At 62.2% G+C, this 19,449-nt stretch carries 19 protein-coding genes; 11 read left to right on the top strand and 8 right to left on the bottom strand.

The annotated features are described in order from the left end of the window. Positions 1-102 precede the first annotated feature (102 nt). The gene (locus tag OXH56_14030; GenBank protein MCY3556428.1) at positions 103-1,623 is read right to left on the bottom strand and encodes an ankyrin repeat domain-containing protein; all 1,521 of its coding nucleotides are present in this window, start codon (positions 1,621-1,623) and stop codon (positions 103-105) included. Positions 1,624-1,859: 236 nt separating this feature from the next. Between OXH56_14030 and OXH56_14035 the strand changes: the two genes are divergently transcribed. The 3 genes from OXH56_14035 (at position 1,860) to OXH56_14045 (ending at position 3,603) form a co-directional block, all read left to right on the top strand. Next, a complete protein-coding gene (locus tag OXH56_14035; protein MCY3556429.1) occupies positions 1,860-2,684 on the top strand; it encodes a helix-turn-helix domain-containing protein in 825 nt (274 codons plus the stop codon). Between the two features lie 170 nt (positions 2,685-2,854). Then, entirely contained in the window at positions 2,855-3,280 is a 426-nt protein-coding gene (locus OXH56_14040) for a VOC family protein (GenBank protein ID MCY3556430.1), read from the top strand. Continuing rightward, positions 3,277-3,603: a hypothetical protein gene (locus OXH56_14045; protein MCY3556431.1), complete on the top strand. Its 327-nt coding sequence runs from the start codon at positions 3,277-3,279 to the stop codon at positions 3,601-3,603. Before OXH56_14040 ends, OXH56_14045 begins: the two co-directional genes overlap by 4 nt. A 21-nt stretch (positions 3,604-3,624) precedes the next feature. On the opposite strand, the gene OXH56_14050 is transcribed toward OXH56_14045, so the two are convergent. Together OXH56_14050 and OXH56_14055 are read right to left on the bottom strand one after the other, a co-directional pair. After that, on the bottom strand, positions 3,625-5,430 hold the full coding sequence (locus OXH56_14050; protein ID MCY3556432.1) for an ankyrin repeat domain-containing protein: 1,806 nt from the start codon (positions 5,428-5,430) through the stop codon (positions 3,625-3,627). A gap of 87 nt (positions 5,431-5,517) precedes the next feature. Next, on the bottom strand, positions 5,518-6,741 hold the full coding sequence (locus OXH56_14055; GenBank protein MCY3556433.1) for an ankyrin repeat domain-containing protein: 1,224 nt from the start codon (positions 6,739-6,741) through the stop codon (positions 5,518-5,520). A 147-nt stretch (positions 6,742-6,888) separates the two neighbouring features. Between OXH56_14055 and OXH56_14060 the strand changes: the two genes are divergently transcribed. Then, complete coding sequence (locus OXH56_14060) at positions 6,889-7,758, top strand: hypothetical protein (protein ID MCY3556434.1); 870 nt, start codon at positions 6,889-6,891, stop codon at positions 7,756-7,758. Between the two features lie 32 nt (positions 7,759-7,790). On the opposite strand, the gene OXH56_14065 is transcribed toward OXH56_14060, so the two are convergent. The 3 genes from OXH56_14065 to OXH56_14075 form a co-directional block, all read right to left on the bottom strand. Continuing rightward, positions 7,791-9,545, bottom strand: a complete 1,755-nt coding sequence (locus tag OXH56_14065) for an ankyrin repeat domain-containing protein (protein ID MCY3556435.1) — start codon at positions 9,543-9,545, stop codon at positions 7,791-7,793. Next, the gene (locus OXH56_14070; GenBank protein ID MCY3556436.1) at positions 9,542-10,423 is read right to left on the bottom strand and encodes an ankyrin repeat domain-containing protein; all 882 of its coding nucleotides are present in this window, start codon (positions 10,421-10,423) and stop codon (positions 9,542-9,544) included. Before OXH56_14070 ends, OXH56_14065 begins: the two co-directional genes overlap by 4 nt. A gap of 75 nt (positions 10,424-10,498) precedes the next feature. Beyond that, the gene (locus OXH56_14075) at positions 10,499-10,909 is read right to left on the bottom strand and encodes a hypothetical protein (GenBank protein MCY3556437.1); all 411 of its coding nucleotides are present in this window, start codon (positions 10,907-10,909) and stop codon (positions 10,499-10,501) included. 205 nt (positions 10,910-11,114) lie between these two features. On the opposite strand from OXH56_14075, the gene OXH56_14080 reads away from it, so the two are divergent. Continuing rightward, complete coding sequence (locus OXH56_14080; protein MCY3556438.1) at positions 11,115-12,197, top strand: aminotransferase class V-fold PLP-dependent enzyme; 1,083 nt, start codon at positions 11,115-11,117, stop codon at positions 12,195-12,197. A gap of 15 nt (positions 12,198-12,212) precedes the next feature. Then, on the top strand, positions 12,213-13,361 hold the full coding sequence (gene sfsA, locus OXH56_14085) for a DNA/RNA nuclease SfsA (GenBank protein ID MCY3556439.1): 1,149 nt from the start codon (positions 12,213-12,215) through the stop codon (positions 13,359-13,361). 35 nt (positions 13,362-13,396) lie between these two features. Here sfsA and OXH56_14090 read toward each other — a convergent pair whose 3' ends face one another. Then, positions 13,397-14,008 carry an ankyrin repeat domain-containing protein gene (locus OXH56_14090; protein ID MCY3556440.1) on the bottom strand — a complete coding sequence of 204 codons (612 nt, stop codon included), beginning with the start codon at positions 14,006-14,008 and terminating at the stop codon, positions 13,397-13,399. Between the two features lie 148 nt (positions 14,009-14,156). Between OXH56_14090 and OXH56_14095 the strand changes: the two genes are divergently transcribed. The 5 genes from OXH56_14095 (at position 14,157) to OXH56_14115 (ending at position 18,305) form a co-directional block, all read left to right on the top strand. Then, the gene (locus OXH56_14095) at positions 14,157-15,326 is read left to right on the top strand and encodes a DNA polymerase IV (protein ID MCY3556441.1); all 1,170 of its coding nucleotides are present in this window, start codon (positions 14,157-14,159) and stop codon (positions 15,324-15,326) included. A gap of 74 nt (positions 15,327-15,400) precedes the next feature. Further along, positions 15,401-16,093: a hypothetical protein gene (locus OXH56_14100; GenBank protein ID MCY3556442.1), complete on the top strand. Its 693-nt coding sequence runs from the start codon at positions 15,401-15,403 to the stop codon at positions 16,091-16,093. Positions 16,094-16,136: 43 nt separating this feature from the next. Next, the gene (locus tag OXH56_14105; protein MCY3556443.1) at positions 16,137-16,541 is read left to right on the top strand and encodes a DUF1761 domain-containing protein; all 405 of its coding nucleotides are present in this window, start codon (positions 16,137-16,139) and stop codon (positions 16,539-16,541) included. Between the two features lie 15 nt (positions 16,542-16,556). Next, entirely contained in the window at positions 16,557-17,195 is a 639-nt protein-coding gene (gene pdxH / locus OXH56_14110; protein ID MCY3556444.1) for a pyridoxamine 5'-phosphate oxidase, read from the top strand. A gap of 48 nt (positions 17,196-17,243) precedes the next feature. After that, positions 17,244-18,305: a Gfo/Idh/MocA family oxidoreductase gene (locus OXH56_14115; GenBank protein MCY3556445.1), complete on the top strand. Its 1,062-nt coding sequence runs from the start codon at positions 17,244-17,246 to the stop codon at positions 18,303-18,305. Positions 18,306-18,633: 328 nt separating this feature from the next. Here OXH56_14115 and OXH56_14120 read toward each other — a convergent pair whose 3' ends face one another. Then, positions 18,634-19,428, bottom strand: a complete 795-nt coding sequence (locus OXH56_14120) for an ankyrin repeat domain-containing protein (protein ID MCY3556446.1) — start codon at positions 19,426-19,428, stop codon at positions 18,634-18,636. Between the last annotated feature and the right edge of the window lie 21 nt (positions 19,429-19,449).

Raw genomic sequence — 19,449 nt, forward strand, 5'->3', positions numbered from 1 at the left:
TTGTCAAGTTGACCGTGGTCGTTTGCCAGTGTCGAAGCGCAGCTACCGGACGAGGAACCCGCTGGCGCCCTTAGGCGATCCCGCCTTACGCCACACTTCGCCTCAGTCTTCAATGTACCGCGACAGCACCGCGTCCATGGCGGCGTTGCCGCTGGGATAGCGTCCCTCCGGAACGCCGAGACCGTGGTCGAGCAGCATTCCGAGCGCGGCGGGGTACCCGCCGTCGTCCCGATACCACTGGCAGTGGATCACGGCGTGGATCGGGTCCTGGAAATACCCGCCGATGGGCTTGGTGGAGACGCCCCGCCGGAGGAGGAAGTCGACCATTTCGGAGTTTCCCTTGCACAGGGCCCAGTACAGCGGCGTGGCCTCCATCCAGCCCCGGGCGTCCACGGACCATCCCAGGTCCGCCATGAGACGGACCGCGGCCCAGTTGTCCACCTGGGCCACGTGGCTGATCAGGGTCCGGTCGTCGTCGGTCAGGCCGGGCAGATATCGGTCTTTCAACTGCTCCACGACATCGAGGTCCGTATTGGCGCACGCGACTATGAAGCGATCGTATTCGGACATGGGGGACGGCACGGCGCCATGCTTCCTGAGGAGCTCCGCGACCTCTCCGCGACCGAGCCGCAGGGCGAAATCCAGCGGGGTCCGGCCGACGATCCCGAGCGCCGTACTCTTCCCGGTCGAGGTGGCGGCGTTTGGATCCGCGCCGGATTCCAGGAGCGCGCCGATCACTACGGCCGAGTTGTTTCTCTTTACGGCCCAGTGCAGGGACGTTTCCCCGTCAGCGGGATGAATAGCATTGGGGTCCGCGCCCTGGTCGAGAAACCACCGGATGCCCTCGGTCCAGTTCATGTCCATGACATGCTTGATGCAATAGGAAACGGCTTCCGCGTCCAGCCCGTTCGCCGCGACCGTATCCAGCAGTTCCAGGTTGAACTTCTCGCAGGCGTGGTACAGGGATTCGTTGTCGTTGGGGTCGGCGCCCGCGTCCACCAGCACCCGGGCCGCCGGCACGCAGTTGTTTTCCACGCATCCGTAGAGGGCCGACTCCTTCCAATCGTCATCGTTCACCCAGTAGCTGTCCGGATCGGCGCCGTGCCGCAGCAGCAGTTCCAGGATGCGGACCATGGCGTCGACACGCTTGGAAAGGAAACAGGACCATGTCACGTGGAGGATCGGGGTCCAATCCTTCGGGCCGCCCTTCGTCGTGGCCGCCGCGGGATCGGTCGCCAGGATGCCTGAAACGGCATCCATGTCCCCGGCGGCGCAGGCGGCATGGATATCTCCCCGGACGAGTTCCGGCGCCGATTCGAGCACGGCTTCGGCGCGTTTCAGGTCGCCCCATAACCAGGCCGAGGACAGAAACATCTCCCGCTTCTCGTCCAGGTTCCTTGTGGCGATTTCGAGGTGGATCTTCAGGTGGGGCCAGGATCTGAACCCGTGTTCCAGGGCGATAGCGTGATAGGCGTCCGACAGCACGATGCGTTCACGCTGCGCGCCGGTGGCCGACCGGATCCTGTCGACGGCGTGTACTTCGCCGTTGCGCGCGGACTTCAGCAGCGTTTTCGCCTGCAGCCTGAGATGGCGTATATCGGGATGAGAAGGCAGGGACGGCATGGAACCTCCTTCGGGCGATCGTGTGACCGCCAGTGTACCCGTGTGTCCGCCGGACGGGCAGGAAGAAGGTTGCCACGGCAGAAGGGAACCGATACAGGTGAACTTGTGTTCTTTCCGCGGACGGGCGGCGTCCTGCACACGCCGGTCATGGAATGGTACAGGCGCCTCGCGGGTGCGTCAAGTGAAAGCGTCCGGCTTGACGCAGGCACCAATTCCCGTTACCTATCGCATCAGCCATGATCTATCGGGAATTCGAAACGCACGCAGACCTCGCCCCCTACGTCCAACTCGTTTGGATGATGGAATCCGAGCATGAGGACGACCACGCGCCCAGGTCGCTCATCGTGCCGGACGGCATCGTGGAGATCGTCTTTCACTACGGCGATCCGTGGATCACGACCGTGGCAGGCGGGAAGCGCAGGGTCCAGCCGCGGAGTTTCGCGGTCTCCCAGATGCGCAAGTATATAGAGATCGAGTCCAATGGTCGGACGGGTTTCGTTTCGGTGCGCTTCTTTCCGTGGGGTGCCTACCATTTCTTCGACCTGCCCGTCCGCGGTTTTCTGGATGATACGGTAAGCACCGCGACCCTGTGGCCAATGCATTACGAAGACTTGATGGAGAAACTCCGTACGGCGGCGTGTGGCGCGAGCGGCGCGGGCGGCGCGGGCTTCGCCTCTGTCGTGCAGGGGTTCCTGTTGGACCGGTTGGAGGAGCATTACAAGGATGACGCGGCGCTGGACGAAGCGGTCAAGCTCATCCGGTCCACGGGCGGGCAATTGCCCGTTGAAGAGGTCGGTGAACGCGTCGATCTCTCAAGGAAGCAGCTGGAAAGGAAGTTCGCGGCTACGGTCGGCACGACGCCGAAGACCTTCGCCCGTATCAGCCGGTTCCTGAACATCTGCCATCATCTGGGCAGGTACCGGGACAGTACGCTGACCAGACTGGCCCACGAATGCGGGTACTTCGACCAGGCCCATTTCATCCGGGAATTCAGTGCCTTTACCGGGTTTACGCCTAAGGCCTTTTTTGCAAAAAACAACGTGAGTTACACGGAACTTTAGTCCTGTGTCTCTTTTTTACAATTTCAACGCACCGCGCGTTGTATCTTTTGATATGAAAGTGATCTGACGCAGGCGAACCCGCCACCTGCGCGGTGGCCCAGCAAATCCACTACGAGGTGACGCAGGTAATCCCGCCACCTGCGCGGTGGCTTACTATAAGGAGAACTATCGTGAAACTGGTACCCTATCTGGCATTCAATGGTCAATGCGAGGAGGCCCTTGAGTTCTACCGCGATTGTCTGGGCGGTTCAGTCGTGAACTTAAGCCGCTACACCAAAGACCAGGACATCGGCATGGACATTCCCGACCACATGGTGGGTCAGGCCATGCACATGTCCATCCAGTTCGGCGAAAACATGCTCATGGGCTCCGATCATATTGAAACGGTTCCTTCGGACACCAACATCTCGCTCTCGATCGACTTCGCGTGCGTGGATGAACAGGAGCAGGCGTTCAACGCCATGTCCTCTGGCGGCGAAGTGACCATGCCGCTGCAGGATACCTTCTGGGGCTCCCGTTTCGGAATGATCACGGACAAATTCGGCATAAACTGGATGTTCAACTGTCACCTGAACACACCGGAGCATTCGTCATGAAGCGCGTACCATTGGGTTTGATCGCCGGCGGCGTACTCGGCCTGCTGGACGGGCTGTCCGCTTTCCTGATTCCCGAGGCGCAGGGCATGATGACCGAGATCATCATATGGGGAACGGCGAAGGGACTGGTCACGGGTCTGTTGGTTGGCCTGATCGCGTGTAGAGTCGAGGGGGTCGGCATGAACGTGCTTGCCGGCGGCGCGGTGGGTGCGGCCCTTTCTCTCCTTGCGGCGGTCTCGACGGGTTCCTATGTCGAAATCGTGCCCCCGGGGATCGTCGTCGGTCTGCTGACGGGCCTGGTCGTTTCGAAATGGGGAAAGTGATCCCGGGAAACGGTTGAGGATTTACGAAGACGAGTCGGCATCGTCTGATTCCACGCCCCCGTATCCGCGCAGCAATTCAGCCAGGTCGTCTCTTCGACTAAAACCGGCGAGACGCTCCAGCCTGTCGAGCGGTGTCAGGCCTGCTTTGTTTCTGGCATTGACATCGCCTCCGTGTGTCACGAGCAGCCGGAGTACCTCCTCTGTATCCTCCATCCTGTTATCCACGTCGAGGCAGTGCAGCGGCGTGTTCCCCGCGTCGTCCCGTTCGCGGGCACAGGCGGGGTCATTCTCCAGTAGCTCCCGAACACGTACCAGCAGATCCGATTTTACGGCCCGGTGTATCCCGGCGAACGGTGCCAGATATTCGGTTACGTGGTCCTGCTGGTAGTGGCTGGCATGGCCGATCGCGTCGATTCCGTGTTCCCCGTCCCGGTGTGACGCATCGACCCCCAGCTCGATCAGCAGTTTGATCATGTCCAGGTGACCGTACCGGGCCGCTTCGTGCATACCGCAGGCATTCAGATCAAATCCCACTTCGGCCATCAGCCGGACCGCGTCCCGGTTGTCCGATCCGATGGCGTTTTCCATAAGCGCGTTACCGCGTTCGCCGAGTTTTTCTGTCAGTAATGGGTCGTGGGCCAGCAATGCGCGGGCACGGTCTAGGTCTCCACGGATGCACGCACCGGCGAACCGGTCCAGATCGTCCAGCGGGAACGTACGCGCGCCGCAGGCCGCCAGGTACTCGGCAATGGCCTCATTCCCGTGGTAGATGGCTTCGCCGTAAGGGGAGCGCGCATCAGGCCGGTTGGACGGCCGATTTACGTCTGCTCCGTTCTCGACCAGCAGGCGAACCCGGTCCGGATAGTTCCACCGGGCGGCCCACTGCAGTTGATAGGCCAGCATGTCCGCCGGACTACTCATCCAGCCCCTCGATTGCTCGCCCAGTAACCGGTGCCAGGGCCGTTCCCCTTCCTTTCCCAGTCCGTGGACGAACAGGAACCGCAGGTGCTCGTCGTCACGGCTGAACATCCGGTTGTAGAGCGTCTGCGCGTCGTTGGGATCGGCGCCGGCCGCGATCAGGATCTCAGCCAGTTCGTAGCAGTTCCGGTGCGACGGGCACCTCGCCGGGCCGTTTTCCCCTTCGCCGAATACACCGGTCAGGACCGTGTATGGACAGGGGAATCCGGCCCACAGATAACCTGCGTTCGGGTCGGCGCCATGGGCGAGCAGCAACCGAGTTACCTCGACGTCCGCATGTTCGGCTGTTCCGGCGTCGAGACGGGAAAACGCTACATAGAGCAGCGGTTCCCAGTCATGAGGGCCGCCGGAGGTCTTCGCAAGTTCGGGGCTTGTTTCCAGGAAATCGATTACGGCGGGTACGTCACCGGCTGCAGAGGCGGTGTAAATACTCATCCGGGAAAGCTCCGGATGGGCTTCCAGCATGCTCCTGGCCCTTGCCCACCTCGACGGGTGATCCTGCGCGCCCTGCGTCAGACAGGCGAGGCGGAGGAAATCGTCGGCGTATCCGGCGCCTTCATTCGGCTTCGACGGCATGGGTTCCAGGTTGGGGCTGTGCGAACGGCTTTCGACGGTGTGGAAGTACTGTTCGATGTGGGTCCAGTCCGGAAAACCGTAGCTTCGGGCCACGGCGTCGCGAGCGTCAAGCGGAGTGAGGGTGGACGGATCCAGTGGGGGATGGTTCCGGGCCGTCCGAACCGTCGCTGCTTCGGCATCGGTCCGTTGCGCCTCGAACAGCTCGCGGGCTTCCGCGGCGATATCGTTCAGGGCGACCGGGTACGGCCATGGTCTGGGAGGAAGTGGATCCAAATGCGGCATCCTGCATGTTCCCGTGTTCGATTCAACCGCCCGCGGCCTGCGGGTACGGTTCAGCTGCCCGCGGCCTGCGGGTACGGTTCAGCCGCACGCGGCCGTGACACGTCGAAGCGCGTCCTGGTTGACGAGATCAGGATAGACGAATCTCCGGGCGTACTCGGCCGCCGTCACATCCCTCCACGTGTATTCCCCGCCCTCCGGCGTCGGTTTGCGAAGGGACGCGCGCAGCAATGGGTCGGCGCCGTGTTCCAGGAGCAGGTCCGCCATGTCCGTGAAATTACGTGGTACGTGCAGAGAGGCCATGGCATGGAATAGTGGCGTCCAGCCCCCGTACCCCTCGTGGTCGGTACCGGCAGGCGCATTGACATCAGCTCCGCGTTCGAGCAGCCACACGGCCATTTCCACGTCGCAGAACTCGACCGCCATGTGGAGCAGTGTTACGCCACCGGCAAGGGGGGTCGCGCAGGCGTACGGCGAGGGATGCTTGATCCCGTAGTCCGGCGGGAAGATCTCCTCCGCACTGAACAGCCTATCGAGCATGTGAGGATCGCCACTCACGTGCCGCGTGAGACGGTTCCCGTCCCTGAGATGCAGCGCCATGGGCGGCGTATCCGGTAGCGATACCCCAGCCTGTTGCAGGACGCACAGGCATGCGGCCTTGTCTACGGGCCGGCGTTCATTCGTCGCCAGGATCATCCCGGCGTTGTCCGGCAAGAGCGTACCTCCCGCCGAAACCAGGCGGTCGAGCATCGCCGGCGCCAACGTCATGCAGGGATAGTCGATCACCCGGTACGGTACACCGGAGGGAGAGGTCGTCGACGCGTCGGGGTCCGCGCCGCGGCCGAGTAGCATGTCGACGGCGGGGATGTTCCGATCGAAACACGCCGCCGCCCGCAAGGCCATTTCCTCCCCTTCGTGTATGTCCACACCGGCATCTATAAAGGTCTTCATGACTCCGGTTTTGCCGAAAAAGGCGGCATAGGCCAGGGGCCGGTAACCGTTGTGCCGCCGCCGCTTAACCCAGTGCCCTTCCCGGTGTATCAGGTAGGGATCGGCCCGCAGCAACCGACTCACCCGATCGGTATCGTCCGCCTGAATCGCCAATTCGAGTTCCCCCATGACGCCGATCGACCCGACATAGGCCGCCAGTTTCGGCCAATCGGGAAACCCGTACCGCGCGGCGACCCGCAGCCGTGCATCGGGGAGCGATTGGCAGGAACCTTCCTCGAGAAGGTCTTCAGCCTCCGCTTCAAGGCGTTCCAGGTCGGGGTGGTCAGGCAGTTGTATTATGGCGGTACCGGTCATGATTGCTCACCAGCTATACAGTCGTGCTTCCATTCATACTACATAGGGACTACTATCGAGACGGCTGTTTATTCATTTTTTGGACATTAGCATGATGTTACATTGCACAGACGAATTACGAAGTCACCGCCATAGACCGAGGTCGTCATGGATCTGGATTTCTCGTTTCTGCCTGATCTGCCCCAGATAGAAACGCTGAAGCAGGTCGCGCCCGCGATTTGGTCCAACGAAGATGTGGGGGCCCTCTGGATTGAAGGCAGCTTCGGACAGGGGACCGCGGACCGGTACAGCGACGTGGACCTTCGGCTGGCAGTTCCCGCCGCGCGGTTCCGGAAATGGGAAACCCCCGATTTTGCGGCGCTATTCAAGGGCCTGTGTATCGCGCACCAACAGCTGTTTTCGCAAGAAGAAGCGATCCTGCATCACGTTCTGCTCGAAACCGGCGAGATGTACGACCTCGGCATCCAACGGGTCGATCGGCTTGCCCTGCATGGCACCAGCCACCTGCTTGGTTGCCGGGACCCCGCGCTGGCCGACAGTTTCACGGAACCGGCCGCTGTATCGGCAGCTGTATCGTCCGAACCGATTCGTTCGGATCCAGACCCCGATTCCGTACGACAGGTGATTGTCGACTTCTGGATTAACTCCAACAAACACCACAAGGTGCTGTACCGCGGTCTCGATCCCATGGTCGTCGTGGGACTGCAGATCGAGCGCGCCATCTTGATCCGGCTCTGGGCGATACACGCTTCCGGACGAGATTTGGGCGCGGTGACACCGACTATCCATACGCTGACGCCCCAGATTCGGTCGATCGTGGAAACCGGGAGCAACGCGCTGGAAGTCCTCGGAGCACCGGTACGAACTCGCGGCGAACTGAGGGCGCTGATCGAACGGCATCGGGATGAGGTCGCCCGCGTCGGACGTGCGCTGGCGGAGCAGTATGCCTTCGGCTATCCTGAGGTCGTGGAAGATACGGTCAGAGCCGGCTGGGACGAGTTTCTTTCCACGGAATGATGACCCGGCCGTTATGCATCCGCTCAACATCCTCAGTGCCCGTACTCCCGGATCAGTTTAATGATCTCCTCCTCTCCCTTCTCTGCGGCAATCGCCAGTGGTCGGGTCCAGGGCCAGTCGGCCAGGCCGGGGTCGGCGCCGTTTTCCAGAAACAGGCGGACCATGCCGGTCTGGCCGTGCGCGACCGCGACGGCCAGGGGCGTGCGGCCATCTTTCTCATCGAGTACGTTCACCGACGCGCCCCGTTCGATCAAGGATCGGGCGGTGGATGCCCAGCCATGCCGGGCGCAGACGTGTAAGTAGGTCTGACCGTCGAAGGTGCGGCGGTTCGGATCCAGGCCCGCCGCGACCAGTTTGCCGGTGATCGCGGCGCTGTCGCCCCAGGCCGGCAGGTATTGAAGATCATCCAGGCGTCCGGGCGCTTCGGGATCATCGGCTAGCACGGAATCTATCAGCGTTTCATTTTCTGATTCCAGCACCTGCGCGAACAGGTAGGGGTCTCGTACCCTGCAGTGCTTGCCGTTCACCATGTCGCACAGCCTGTCTTCATTCAGGCTCCAGGACGGCGGGTAAACCGCGCCGTGGCGTATAAGCAGGTCCCTTATGACTTGATCGTTCGTGCCCGCGGCGCATCCGCAGGAGTCCAGTTCCACATTGGGATTGGCGCCACTTTCGAGTAAAAGGTGGACCAAATCCGTCTGCTTGTGCCACACCGCCACGAAAAGCGCTTCGTCTACAAGGTGTTCGTCGGTACCCGCTTCGAGCAGCAGCTGAACGATGCGTTGGTGCCCTGCGCGCACCGCATAGGACAGGGGGGACATCAGCGCGGCATCGCGGTGCTTATCGGCGGGATGCGCTTCGAGGATCGACACTGTCCATTCGTAGTCGCCCAGGTGGCAGGCCGCGGTGATGGCGTAATGCGCCCCGTTCTCCAACAGGAGTTCCGTAAGGCCTAGTTTCGGATCGGGCGGATCGAGTCCGAATCCGACATCGAACGACAGCGTCAGCGGGGTCTTGCCGTCCGCACGCCGATCATCGATGGGCAGGCCGTGGTCCAGAAACAGTTCGATCAGGTCTTTCCGGCCGTTCAGTACGCCCAGGTGAACGCCGTTGTTGCCATCTTCGTCGGACCGATCAACAAGGTCGGGCTGTTCTCTCAGGATCGTCTCAACGCGATCGGCACTGCCGTCGCTTTTCACCAGCGCGGCGATCTCCCCGAACGCAGGATCGTAGCCAAAACGGGCGTTCATCGCGTTTTCAAGGACTTCTGTCACGTCAACGAAGCCGCGTTCCCTGGCGCCTTCGAGGAGACTCGCCCAGGTCGGACCGAAAATGTTGAGTCCGGGATCGGCACCTCGGTCGAGCAGCAGCTGCACGGCATCGACATGGCCGTGGCGCGCGGCCATGTGTACCGGTTGGGCGTACCAGTGCAGAGCGTTCACCAGGCGCGGATCTTCGTCGAGGAGCGCCTCAATGGCCACCAGATCGCCGGCAGCGCCGGCCTTGAACAGGAACCAGGCGGATTCGCCGTCGATCCAGTCGGTCTCGTCGCCCCAGCGGTCGTCGTAGTACGGACGGCCGTAATCGGGCCCCAGGCCTGGACAAATCATGAATCCGGTTCGGCAGGCGTCCTGGTGCACCCGTCCACAGAACTTCCCGGGAAACGCCATGCGCGCGGCGCGGTCGGGGTACTTTCCCTTGATTTCCAGTGCGTTGCTCCGATCCATTGGCTGATCGACGCCGATCCGTTGCCCGCTCGACGCCGTATGGCCGATTCTCGTTCTCAACCGGTGTTGCCGCCAAGTTCAACGAGCGCGTGGAACGCCGTCCGGCCCCGCGCGGAAGCGGCACAGTCCAGGGGCGTTCTGCCCCCATGGTCCCGCGCGTCCGGGTCGGCGCCGGCTTCGACCAACGCGCGGATCGTTTCTGCTCCCGTCCCTCTCGCGCAGATCAGGTGCAGCGCGGTACGGCATTCACCATCCCGAAGGTTGGGATCGGCCCCGAAATTCAGGAGCAAACGGACCCGCTTGCCGTGTCCGTGATTGACGTCGTGGTGCAGGAGGGTGCGACCGTCCACCCGCTCGTTGATGTCCCAGCCGTGCCGGACCAGCAGTTCGAGGCTCTCAGCCATCGATGCGCTCGGTGTATGCTTGAGTCCGCCCCGGTTCGGTTCCGCGCCGTTATCCAGCAGGAATCGCGCGCCTTCCAGGGTGCCGAATCGTAATTGCATCATGAGCGGGGTTTCGCCGGCGCACCCCACGGTAGTCAGGGCGTTCACGTCGGCCCCGCCGTCCAGCAGCAGCCTGCCGACGGGGACGGACCGCCAGTGATGTATCGCCAGGGCGATACCCCGGCCTCCGGTGAATTCGGCATGTACGAGCCTGGGATCTTCCGCCAGCCCGGACCGGACCGCTTCGATCCGGTCCGCCATCACGGCATCCCTGAAGGCGCGCACCCGTTCGGGAATCAGCAGGTCCGCGATCTCCCTATGGGTCGATTTATAGCAGTGGCCGCAGTTCCGGCGGACAAACTCCCGCAGGAGTGGGTGAGCCGCGATCCCGTCGTAGCCGGCAAGCCGTGGCCGGCTATCGATAAAGGCCCGTGCGGCTACCAGATCCCCGCGTTCGAACATCGCAAGGAAGGCTTCGTCAGATCCGGATTCCATGCCGGTTCGTCCCTCCGGGCACTACGTGCGTCATACCCTGGCGTCTCAATCCCTGGCGTCTCAATCCCTGGCGTCTCAATCCCTGGCCGCCAACTGCCCGCCGATCCATGCCATGGGCAGATAAGCGCCGATCAGGTCCGCCGCAATAAACCAGCCCGGCGCGGGCAGCATCATGGCGTTGGCGATGCCGCCGAGGAGGAACAGCGATCCGATGAGCATGGATAGCTTCAACCTGTACCCCGATGCAATCTTCACGGCCAGGTACGCGGCCGCCAGGGTGCCGGCCGCATGGGCCAGAAAGGGAAAGACGAAATGCCTGAACTGGAACAGGTGCATGGACGACGACAGGGATTCCATATCCGTTACGTCGACGCCGGGCGGCGGCGGTATGACCATGGGGCCCAACAAAACCAGGCCCATGTTGACCGCGCTGCCGGCCGCCATGCCCAGCACCACCGCCAGGACGATTCTGATCGTTCTACCCATGGCGTTCCCTCATTGTTTGGTGGGGAGTGTGGTCGGTTTCTATGAAACCTACCTTCCAACCGGCACGCTGGCAAAGCAAATCAACGTCGGTTTATGGACTTGTCCGGCTTTCGTGCCGGTAGTACGTTGGAATGCGTCGTCCGAATCCAGTCGGACCGCAGCGTACCATCAACATCACGCAGATGAAGCTTGCAAGGGAGCAATCATGGGCGTTTACGAGGAACTGGGCATCCGTCCGTTCATCAATGCCGCGGATCATTACACGCGGTACGGCGGGTCGATCATGTGGCCCTGCGCGGTGGAAGCCATGGTCGAGGCGTCCCGCCAGTACGTCAACCTGTTCGAGATGCAGACCCGGGTCGGCGAGGCCATCGCGGAATTGACCGGTAACGAAGCCGCGTACGTGAGCTGCGGCGCCGCGGGCGGAATCGCGTTGGCGGTCGCGGCCTGCATGGCCGGCACGGATCCGGAAAGGATCGAACAACTGCCCGATTCGACGGGCATGAAGAACGAAGTCATCGTGCACCGGTGCGCGCGGTTTTACGAGGACATCGCCATCCAGGTCCCCGGTGCGACGATCGTGGAAATGGGCGACGAGCACGGCGCCACGGAAGCACAGCTCGCCGCCTGCATCAACGAGCGCACGGCCGCGGTGTTGACCCTGTCGCCGTGGGGCCGCATGCTGCCCATCGACCGGATCGTCCGCATCGCCCATGCCCGCGGCGTACCGGTCCTCGTGGATGCCGCCTTCAGCATACCGCCCAAGGCCAATTTCCGGTACTTCACCCGCGAACTGGGCGTCGATGCCATCATCGCCAGTGGGGGTAAGGCGATCCGCGGCCCCCAGACCACCGGGCTCGTCTTCGGAAAGAAGTCCCTCGTGGAAGCATGCGCCGCCCACGGAAATCCCAACCGGGCCATCGGCCGTACCATGAAGGTCGGAAAAGAAGAGCTGGCCGGCATCTACGCGGCGGTGAAGTTCATCATGGAAAGGGACGAGGACGCAGTCAGCGGGGAAGTCAACCGGATGGGGCTGGATATCCGCCAGGGGTTGTCCCGCTCACCCCTGGTGAAGTCGGTCAAGCGCAGCGGAGACGTGGTATCGATTGACATCGACCTCGAGCGGCCAGGCTGGTCGGACCAGGAGTTCGAACGGCTGCTGCTCGACGGCGATCCCTCTATCGTGACCTGGTGCAGAAACGGTCGCTTCCGGGTGAAACTCGGTACGCTGCAACCGGGCGAGGTGGACCGGGTGATCCGGCGGCTGCGGGAACTGTTATGCGACTGAGCGCGCAGGATCGTCATGCCATCTGAACCTTCGTACTACCCGTCTGTTACTTCCCTCTCCCTCATCGAAGGGACGTATCTGTCCCGGCCCAACCGATTCAGCGTTACGTGCCTGATCGACGGCATGGAGGAGTACGTCTTCATGCCGAATCCCGGCAGGATGAGAGAACTGCTTCTGCCGGGGGTACGCCTGATCCTGGCCGATCACGGCCGGCAAGCAGACCGGAAGACACGGTATACGGTGATGGCCGTGCACTACCGTCAGCGCATCGTGTTTCTCCACACCCATCTGAACAACCTCGCGGCGCGCCGACTGGTCGAAGGCAGGGCGATCCCCGGACTAAGGGAATTCGCGGTCGCGGGAACGGAGGTGACCGTTGGCTCCCACCGGTTCGACCTCCTCCTGCGGGACAGCGCGGCGGACCTGTACCTGGAAGTCAAATCCTGTACTCTGTCCGCGAACGGTGTCGCCATGTTCCCCGACGCGGTCACGGACCGGGGGCGCAGGCATCTGCTGGCACTGGCGCAGATGAAGGCGGAGGGTAAGCGGGGGGCCCTGATGTTCCTGGTTCACCACGGCGACACCAGGGCTTTTCTGCCGGATTATCACACGGATTTCGCATTCGCCAGGGCATTCTGCGACGTGGAGGACCGGCTGCCCGTCCTGGCCTGTGCACTGGAGTGGACACCTGACCTGCGCTATCGGGTCTCGAATCCGCGGGTAAACATCCCGTGGGAAACCATTCGCAAGGAATGCGTGGACCGGGGTCACCTGGTCTGCGTCGATTGCATTGGGACGGAATACCGGGTTTCGCTGACACGCTATTCGGGTAAACTGTCCGAACTGTCGCGGAAAACGGGAACGCTTGCGGGCAAGGCGGGGACGCGCACAGGTCGCGCAGGCCGCGCAGGCCGCGCAGATCGCGTAGGCAGCACAAACCGCAGAGGCCGCACAGGCCAAGCAGGCGCGGAATTTCCCGTCCGGTCTTCCATCGACAGTTCGGAGAGTATGGCGGGGGTGCTTTCGCGGCTTTATGGTAACCCGTCAGAAGACGCCGACGGCTGGACGTTCAGGTGTGCAACCGACCCGGTACCTACGCCCGAGTTTCAAGAGGCGCTCCTGGACTTCCGCATGCCGCGCCGGCTGCTGCCGGATTCGCACTGAATTGCCTTTCATCGAAGTCGTCACGTACTGGAGGCTTACTTGAGCAGTTGCAGCACGTTCGGCATACGGCCGTTACGGACCGCGTAGTCCAGCGGAGTTTCTCCCCGGGAGGACTTCGCCGACCGGTCTGCGCCGTGGGTCAGAAGTATTTCGATGACTTCCCGGTCGGCCCCCGCAGCGGCGAAATGCAGGGCCGTCTCACCGTATACGTGTCCGGGGTCTGGCGTCGGCGCGTCATCGTGGCAGGACTGGTCGACGTTGGCGCCGTTCTCGAGGAAGAAACGCACGACATCCGGCAGGTTGTGCTGGACCGCCACGTGCAGTCCCGTGACGCCGTTCATGGGCTGGGCGAGATTGATGTCGGCGCCTGCTTCCAGGTAGAGGCGCAGGTACCGCAGTTGGCCCCGGTACGCGGAAAACGTCATGAGGATGCCTTCGTCGAAACCGGCGAAATTCACATCGGTGCCGGCGGAGAACAGGTATCTCATGATCTCGTGATGTTCATCGGTTTCCTGCTGAGGTGGTATGTGCACCGGGGTAATACAGGCCGGATCGGCACCCCGCTCGACCGCCCTGTACACCTTCGCCAGGTCGCCGTTCTCCACGGCATCGATCAAAGTCTCGTTCCAGTCTGCCTTGTCAGACACGATTGCCTCACTTCCGTCGGCAGTCCGGGGATTAGACCCGTGAACCTGCCGGTCAACAAAGCCCTTGTACGCTCGCCGTACAAAACATTTAATTAGATGTATAGTAACCAGTCAATGCATTCACATCCACCGTGTTTTTGCATCTGCCGTGAATCGCCCACGTACCATCCTGCACGCGGATATGGATGCCTTTTTCGCGGCCGTTGAGCAGCGGGACCGGCCCGAACTGCAGGGCAAACCGGTCATCGTCGGCGGCGATGGACCGCGGTCCGTCGTGTCGACCTGTTCCTATGAGGCGCGAAAATACGGCGTCCATTCCGCCATGCCGGGCACGACGGCCAGGAAGCTGTGTCCAAAGGGGATCTTTCTACCCGTCAGATCTGAGGCCTACGGAGCGGTCTCACGACAGGTACAGGAGGTCTTCCACCGGTATACGCCCCTCGTCGAACCACTGTCACTCGACGAGGCGTTCCTGGACGTCACCGGTTCGTCCCAACTGTTCGGCGACGGCGAAGCAATCGCCCGGTCGATCAAGGCGGACGTGCTGAAGGAAACGCGTCTCACCATATCCGTCGGCGTGTCGCCGTGCAAATTCGTGGCCAAAGTGGCCTCCGACCTGGACAAACCCGATGGCCTGGTGATCGTTCCCACGGACCGCGTACTGGATTTCCTGGCGCCGCTGCCCATTTCCTGCCTCTGGGGCGCGGGCAGGGACATGCAGGAACGCATGGTCCGTCACGGACTCCGGACGATCGGGGATGTGCAGCGGCGATCATCGGAGGAGCTGCAACGGTTGCTCGGTAACGCCGCTGGCGCTCATTTCGCGAGGATCTCCCGGGGGCAGGACGACCGGCCCGTGGTGACCGGGCATCCCGCGAAGTCGGTGGGTCACGAAAACACCTTCGGCACGGACTTGGTCGACCGGCAGGAATGCCACGGCGTGCTGGTGGACCAGAGCGACAAGGTGGGACGCCGGCTGCGGAAAGCGGGACGGCTGGGCAGGACGGTCCGGATCAAGGTCCGGTTCGGGGATTTCAAGACCCTCACGCGACAGGCGGCCGTCGCGCCAACAGACAACGATTTCGTCATCGGCAAGGCGGCCGTGGACCTGTTCGACGGCGTATGGGACGGCAAGACAGGCATTCGGTTGCTCGGTGTGGCCGTCGGCAACCTGGTAAGGCCGGAGGAGCCCGTTCAAACCGATCTCTTCACGGAAGGCGACGGGCAGTCGGATCGCCTCGTGCGCGCGCTCGACACCATCAGGGACCGTTACGGCCGCAGCGCCATACGGCACGGCGCATCCGCGATGAAGGCCTGATCCGCGTTCGGACCTGATCCGCGATGAAGGCCTGATCCGCGTTCGGACCTGCGAAATACTGGGATGGGAGGATTATGATAAAAAAACTGTTGCTGGTCTTTGTCGTCGCAGTCGTGGCTGGCGTTTCCGTGATGGGCTATTACCTGTGGAAGGGCCCCGACCTTTCCTCTTATGGTCATCTCGTCGAACCCGCGATTTCGTCCATGCAGCCCCAGCGGATGATCGTGGTCGAAGTCAGGGGCGACCCGGACCGCGTGGCATCCGAAGCTTACGAAATGCTGTACGATCTGTACTACAGTGTCGATGGCGTGGATTACTGGCCCCTGCCCGCACCCAGGGCCCGATGGCCGGTCTTGCCCGATCGCCCCAGGGAAGAGTGGGTAGGCATCTATGGCATACCCGTTCCCGATTCGGTGGCGGAACTGCCGGAATACGTCCACATACCCGGCATGTCGGTTTCTCTTACGACCTGGGATTATGGTGAAGTCGTGGAACTGCTCTACATCGGTCCCTATGAAGAAGAAACCCCCTCCATTGAACGACTGCGGAATTTCGCGGCAGAGAGAGGATATACATTCGCCGGACCCCACGAGGAAGAGTACCTGAAAGGACCCGGCATGATTTTCAGGGGAAACCCCGAGGAATATGTCACCATCCTGCGATATGTGGTCCGTCCGGTGATGGATTCTCCGGATAGCGAAACCACCACGGAACCACCTGGCAGGAACGGAAGAGAACCATCGGAAGGTACGGTCGTACCGGAATAAACCCTTCCACACTTGTCAATCCCTGCTGATCCAAGGAGGCGTCATGCTTGAGTTAACCGGACTGAACTGGCTGGCCATTCTCGTGGCAACGGTAGCTGGATTCGCACTCGGCGCGATCTGGTACGGCCCGATTTTCGGCGAGGCGTGGCTGGCCGCGCTGGGCAAGACGGCGGACCAGATTCAGCCGTCCCCCACCCCATTCGTCATCAGTTTCTTCACCGCACTGATTACAGCGGTCGTACTCGCGATGTTCATCAGCGCCCTGGACGTATCGACATTGGGTGGAGGTATAACAATCGGGCTACTCGTGGGCATCGGCTTCATCGCCACGGCGATGGCTTCGGACAGCGCCTTCGGCGACACGGGGCTGAAACTGTGGTTGATCCAGTCCGGATACCGCGTGCTCTACAGTGTGCTGATGGGCGCGATTCTCGCCGTGTGGCGGTAGGCGGACAGCACCCTCATGGACCCGGACGCACTCCGCAGGGAATACGTATTCGGCAGTCTGGAAGAACAGGATCTGAACGCAGACCCGTTCAGGCAGTTCGACACCTGGTTCGGAAACGCGGTCGACGCGGGGATCGAGCTGGCGGACGTGATGACGGTCGCCACGGCTTCGCAGGCCGGCGTGCCATCGGCCAGGATCGTCGTGCTGCGGGGGGTCGACGAGCGGGGGTTCGTATTCTACACGGACTACCGTAGCACGAAGAGCCGGGACCTGGATGAGAATCCCAGGGCCGCGCTGGTGTTCTACTGGCGCGAGCTCGGTCGCCAGGTCCGGATCGCGGGCGCGGTTCACCGGGTATCCGTGGAAGAATCCGCCCGTTACTTCCAATCCAGACCCCTGGAAAGTCGCCTGGCGGCCCTGGCTTCGAGCCAGAGCGAGGTCATAGCCGATCGGAAGGTGCTGGAAGACCGCTTCGAGGCACTGAGGGCGGAATACCCCTCAGGTGACGTACCCTTTCCCGACAACTGGGGCGGATACCGCGTTTCGCCCGATGAGTTCGAATTCTGGCAGGGACGGGAACTACGCCTGCACGATCGTATACGTTACCGGCGCGGGGAAGACGGCCTTTGGGTGAACGAACGGCTTTCACCCTAGATATCGCGCTCGCCATGGATCCCGCCGTCCCTGACAGGGGAACAAGCAATGACCAATAATCAAACGATGGCACAGGAAGTAAACGCGATTCGGTTCGGCGTAGTGGGCTGCGGAGGGGCCGGTCATGCTGCCATTCGTTCGGCCTGTGCCAGCACGCTGCTCGACGTCGTGGCGATCAGCGACCTGCTCGAGGAACGACGGAGCCGGGTGGGCCGTGAGGAGGACATCCCCCGTCTGTACGGACCCTACCAGGACCTCCTGGCCGACACGGACGTGGAAGCCGTCCTCCTGGCGGTGAATCCACCCGCCCGCTACCCCATGGTCCTCGATGCGATCGCAGCGGGCAAGCACGTGCTGGTACAGAAACCGCACGCCACCCGCGCCGATCATATCCTGACGTTCAAGGAAGCGGCCGAGCGCGCCGGTGTAACGATGCAGTTCTGCTTCTTCATGCGTCACGATCCGGTGAACCGCAGGACGCGCGTCGCGTTAAGCCGGGGGCGCATCGGCGAACCGTACCACGCTCGCATATTTCTGAAATACAACCACAGAGCGCCATTGGACAGTCCCGAAGCCTGGACCCACGTGTTCGGCCAGAAGGGAGGTGCCCTCGGCCAGCACGCCTCTCACGAGCTGGACCTGGCCTGGTGGTGGATGGGTTGTCCGGATCCCCGGTGGGCCTTTGCCGCCAAGCACGTCGTCGAGGCATTGTACGACGGTCCGGAAGGGCCGGCCGAAGACTATTTATCGGGGATTGCTGGTTTCGAGGGAGGCAAGACCATCCAGATTGACTGCTCCCGCTGGGTACACTGCGATACACCCACCGTGGTGGAGGTACACGGGAGCGAGGGTGCCTATTCCCACGGTCAGTTGTGGCACATGGAAGACGGCGTTTTCACCTCCCGGGAGATCGACGACGAATCCGATGTGCCCCATTCCGATCCGCCTGAAGACGGCCTGCCCTTCTTCCATGAGGTCGAACACTTCGCCCGGGCGGTCGCCGGCCGTGTGGAGCCCGATGTGAATGCGGATGACGCCTACCGGTACATGAAGCTACTTGACGCGATGTACGACAGTGCGAAGACCGGCGAAAAGGTGCACATCGGCTGAGTGCGCCCGCGTTGTTTACGGCGAAATCCAGGCTTCCGAAGCGTTTTCTGGTCTGCCGTACCGCTGTCCGAACCTGGGCGGCATCGGTTACGTCGGTGCGAATGAAGTGCACCTTCTCGCTGCGTGTCCGGAAAAGCTCCAGGCTGCGTGGGCAGGGAGTCAGGTCGACCGCAGTCACCGAAGCGCCGGCCTCCAGCATCGAAATAGTCGTGAATCGCCCGATTCCCTTGCAAGCACCGGTCACCAGGGCGGTTTTGCCGGAAAAATCGTAGGCCATGGCCTGATCCACCGTTCTCATGGTTTCGGACGATCGCATCCCCACGCCTGCCTAGAGCAGACGGACGATGTCCTCGCCTCGCCCGACCCGCAGGGCAACTTCGCGCGGAGTTTCATCGGCGACGTTGGCCTGGGACCGGCTGCAGCCGGCGGCGATCAGCGCCTCGATCACTTCGGGTCTGTTCAACTGGGCGGCCATGTGCAGCGGCGCATCGCCCTGGTAGACGGGTCCCCAGTCCGACTGGACGCCGACGCCCGCACGGTGGTTCGGATCCAGACCGGCTTCTTTTAAAATGTGTATGGTCTCGAGGTGATCGGCAACCTGTTCGTCGCCGGGTCTGACCTCCGCGGCGGAATGTAAGGCGGATGATCCGTTGTGGGGATTGATCTGACCGGGATCGGCGCCCAGCCGGATCTGCATCTTCAAACGGTCCGGATCGATCTGCCAGACCGCGAAATACACCGGCGCGCCCCCGTTGTCGTGCCACCGGTTGATGTCACCGCCATGGTCGATCAGGTACCGCGCCATGCGTTCTTCACGGCATAGGCAGAGGGGCCGGCCGTGCACGTTTTCGATATTGGGGTCGGCGCCCGCTTCGACGAGCAGCTTCACCATGTCGAAGTTAGTCCTGCGTTCCACCTGTCGCCAGTCGATCTGCTGTTGCGGAGGACCGCTGACGGCGAGGGAAAGGGTATATACAGGGAAACGGCCCTCCCGGTAAGGATCGTCGAAGGCTTCGTGGCAGTAATTGGCCAGAGACGGATCTTCAGCCAGCATCTCGGCCATGAGGACGAGGTCTTCGGCGTACACTGCGCCGATCCACTGTTTTTCCTTGTCAAAGCGCATAAACCGCTCCCATTATATCGA

The sequence above is a fragment of the Gemmatimonadota bacterium genome (assembly GCA_026702745.1).
In the GTDB taxonomy this organism is placed as follows: Bacteria; JAAXHH01; JAAXHH01; order JAAXHH01; family JAAXHH01; genus JAAXHH01.

Excerpts from the sequence above, each read along its gene's own strand:
- OXH56_14060 (MCY3556434.1), top strand. The coding sequence starts at position 6,889 with ATGGATCTGGATTTCTCGTTTCTGCCTGATCTGCCCCAGATAGAAACG.
- OXH56_14080 (MCY3556438.1), top strand. The coding sequence starts at position 11,115 with ATGGGCGTTTACGAGGAACTGGGCATCCGTCCGTTCATCAATGCCGCG.
- OXH56_14045 (MCY3556431.1), top strand. The coding sequence starts at position 3,277 with ATGAAGCGCGTACCATTGGGTTTGATCGCCGGCGGCGTACTCGGCCTG.
- OXH56_14035 (MCY3556429.1), top strand. The coding sequence starts at position 1,860 with ATGATCTATCGGGAATTCGAAACGCACGCAGACCTCGCCCCCTACGTC.
- OXH56_14055 (MCY3556433.1), bottom strand. The coding sequence starts at position 6,741 with ATGACCGGTACCGCCATAATACAACTGCCTGACCACCCCGACCTGGAA.
- sfsA (MCY3556439.1), top strand. The coding sequence starts at position 12,213 with ATGCCATCTGAACCTTCGTACTACCCGTCTGTTACTTCCCTCTCCCTC.
- OXH56_14070 (MCY3556436.1), bottom strand. The coding sequence starts at position 10,423 with ATGGAATCCGGATCTGACGAAGCCTTCCTTGCGATGTTCGAACGCGGG.
- OXH56_14075 (MCY3556437.1), bottom strand. The coding sequence starts at position 10,909 with ATGGGTAGAACGATCAGAATCGTCCTGGCGGTGGTGCTGGGCATGGCG.
- pdxH (MCY3556444.1), top strand. The coding sequence starts at position 16,557 with ATGGACCCGGACGCACTCCGCAGGGAATACGTATTCGGCAGTCTGGAA.
- OXH56_14100 (MCY3556442.1), top strand. The coding sequence starts at position 15,401 with ATGATAAAAAAACTGTTGCTGGTCTTTGTCGTCGCAGTCGTGGCTGGC.
- OXH56_14120 (MCY3556446.1), bottom strand. The coding sequence starts at position 19,428 with ATGCGCTTTGACAAGGAAAAACAGTGGATCGGCGCAGTGTACGCCGAA.
- OXH56_14115 (MCY3556445.1), top strand. The coding sequence starts at position 17,244 with ATGACCAATAATCAAACGATGGCACAGGAAGTAAACGCGATTCGGTTC.
- OXH56_14105 (MCY3556443.1), top strand. The coding sequence starts at position 16,137 with ATGCTTGAGTTAACCGGACTGAACTGGCTGGCCATTCTCGTGGCAACG.
- OXH56_14030 (MCY3556428.1), bottom strand. The coding sequence starts at position 1,623 with ATGCCGTCCCTGCCTTCTCATCCCGATATACGCCATCTCAGGCTGCAG.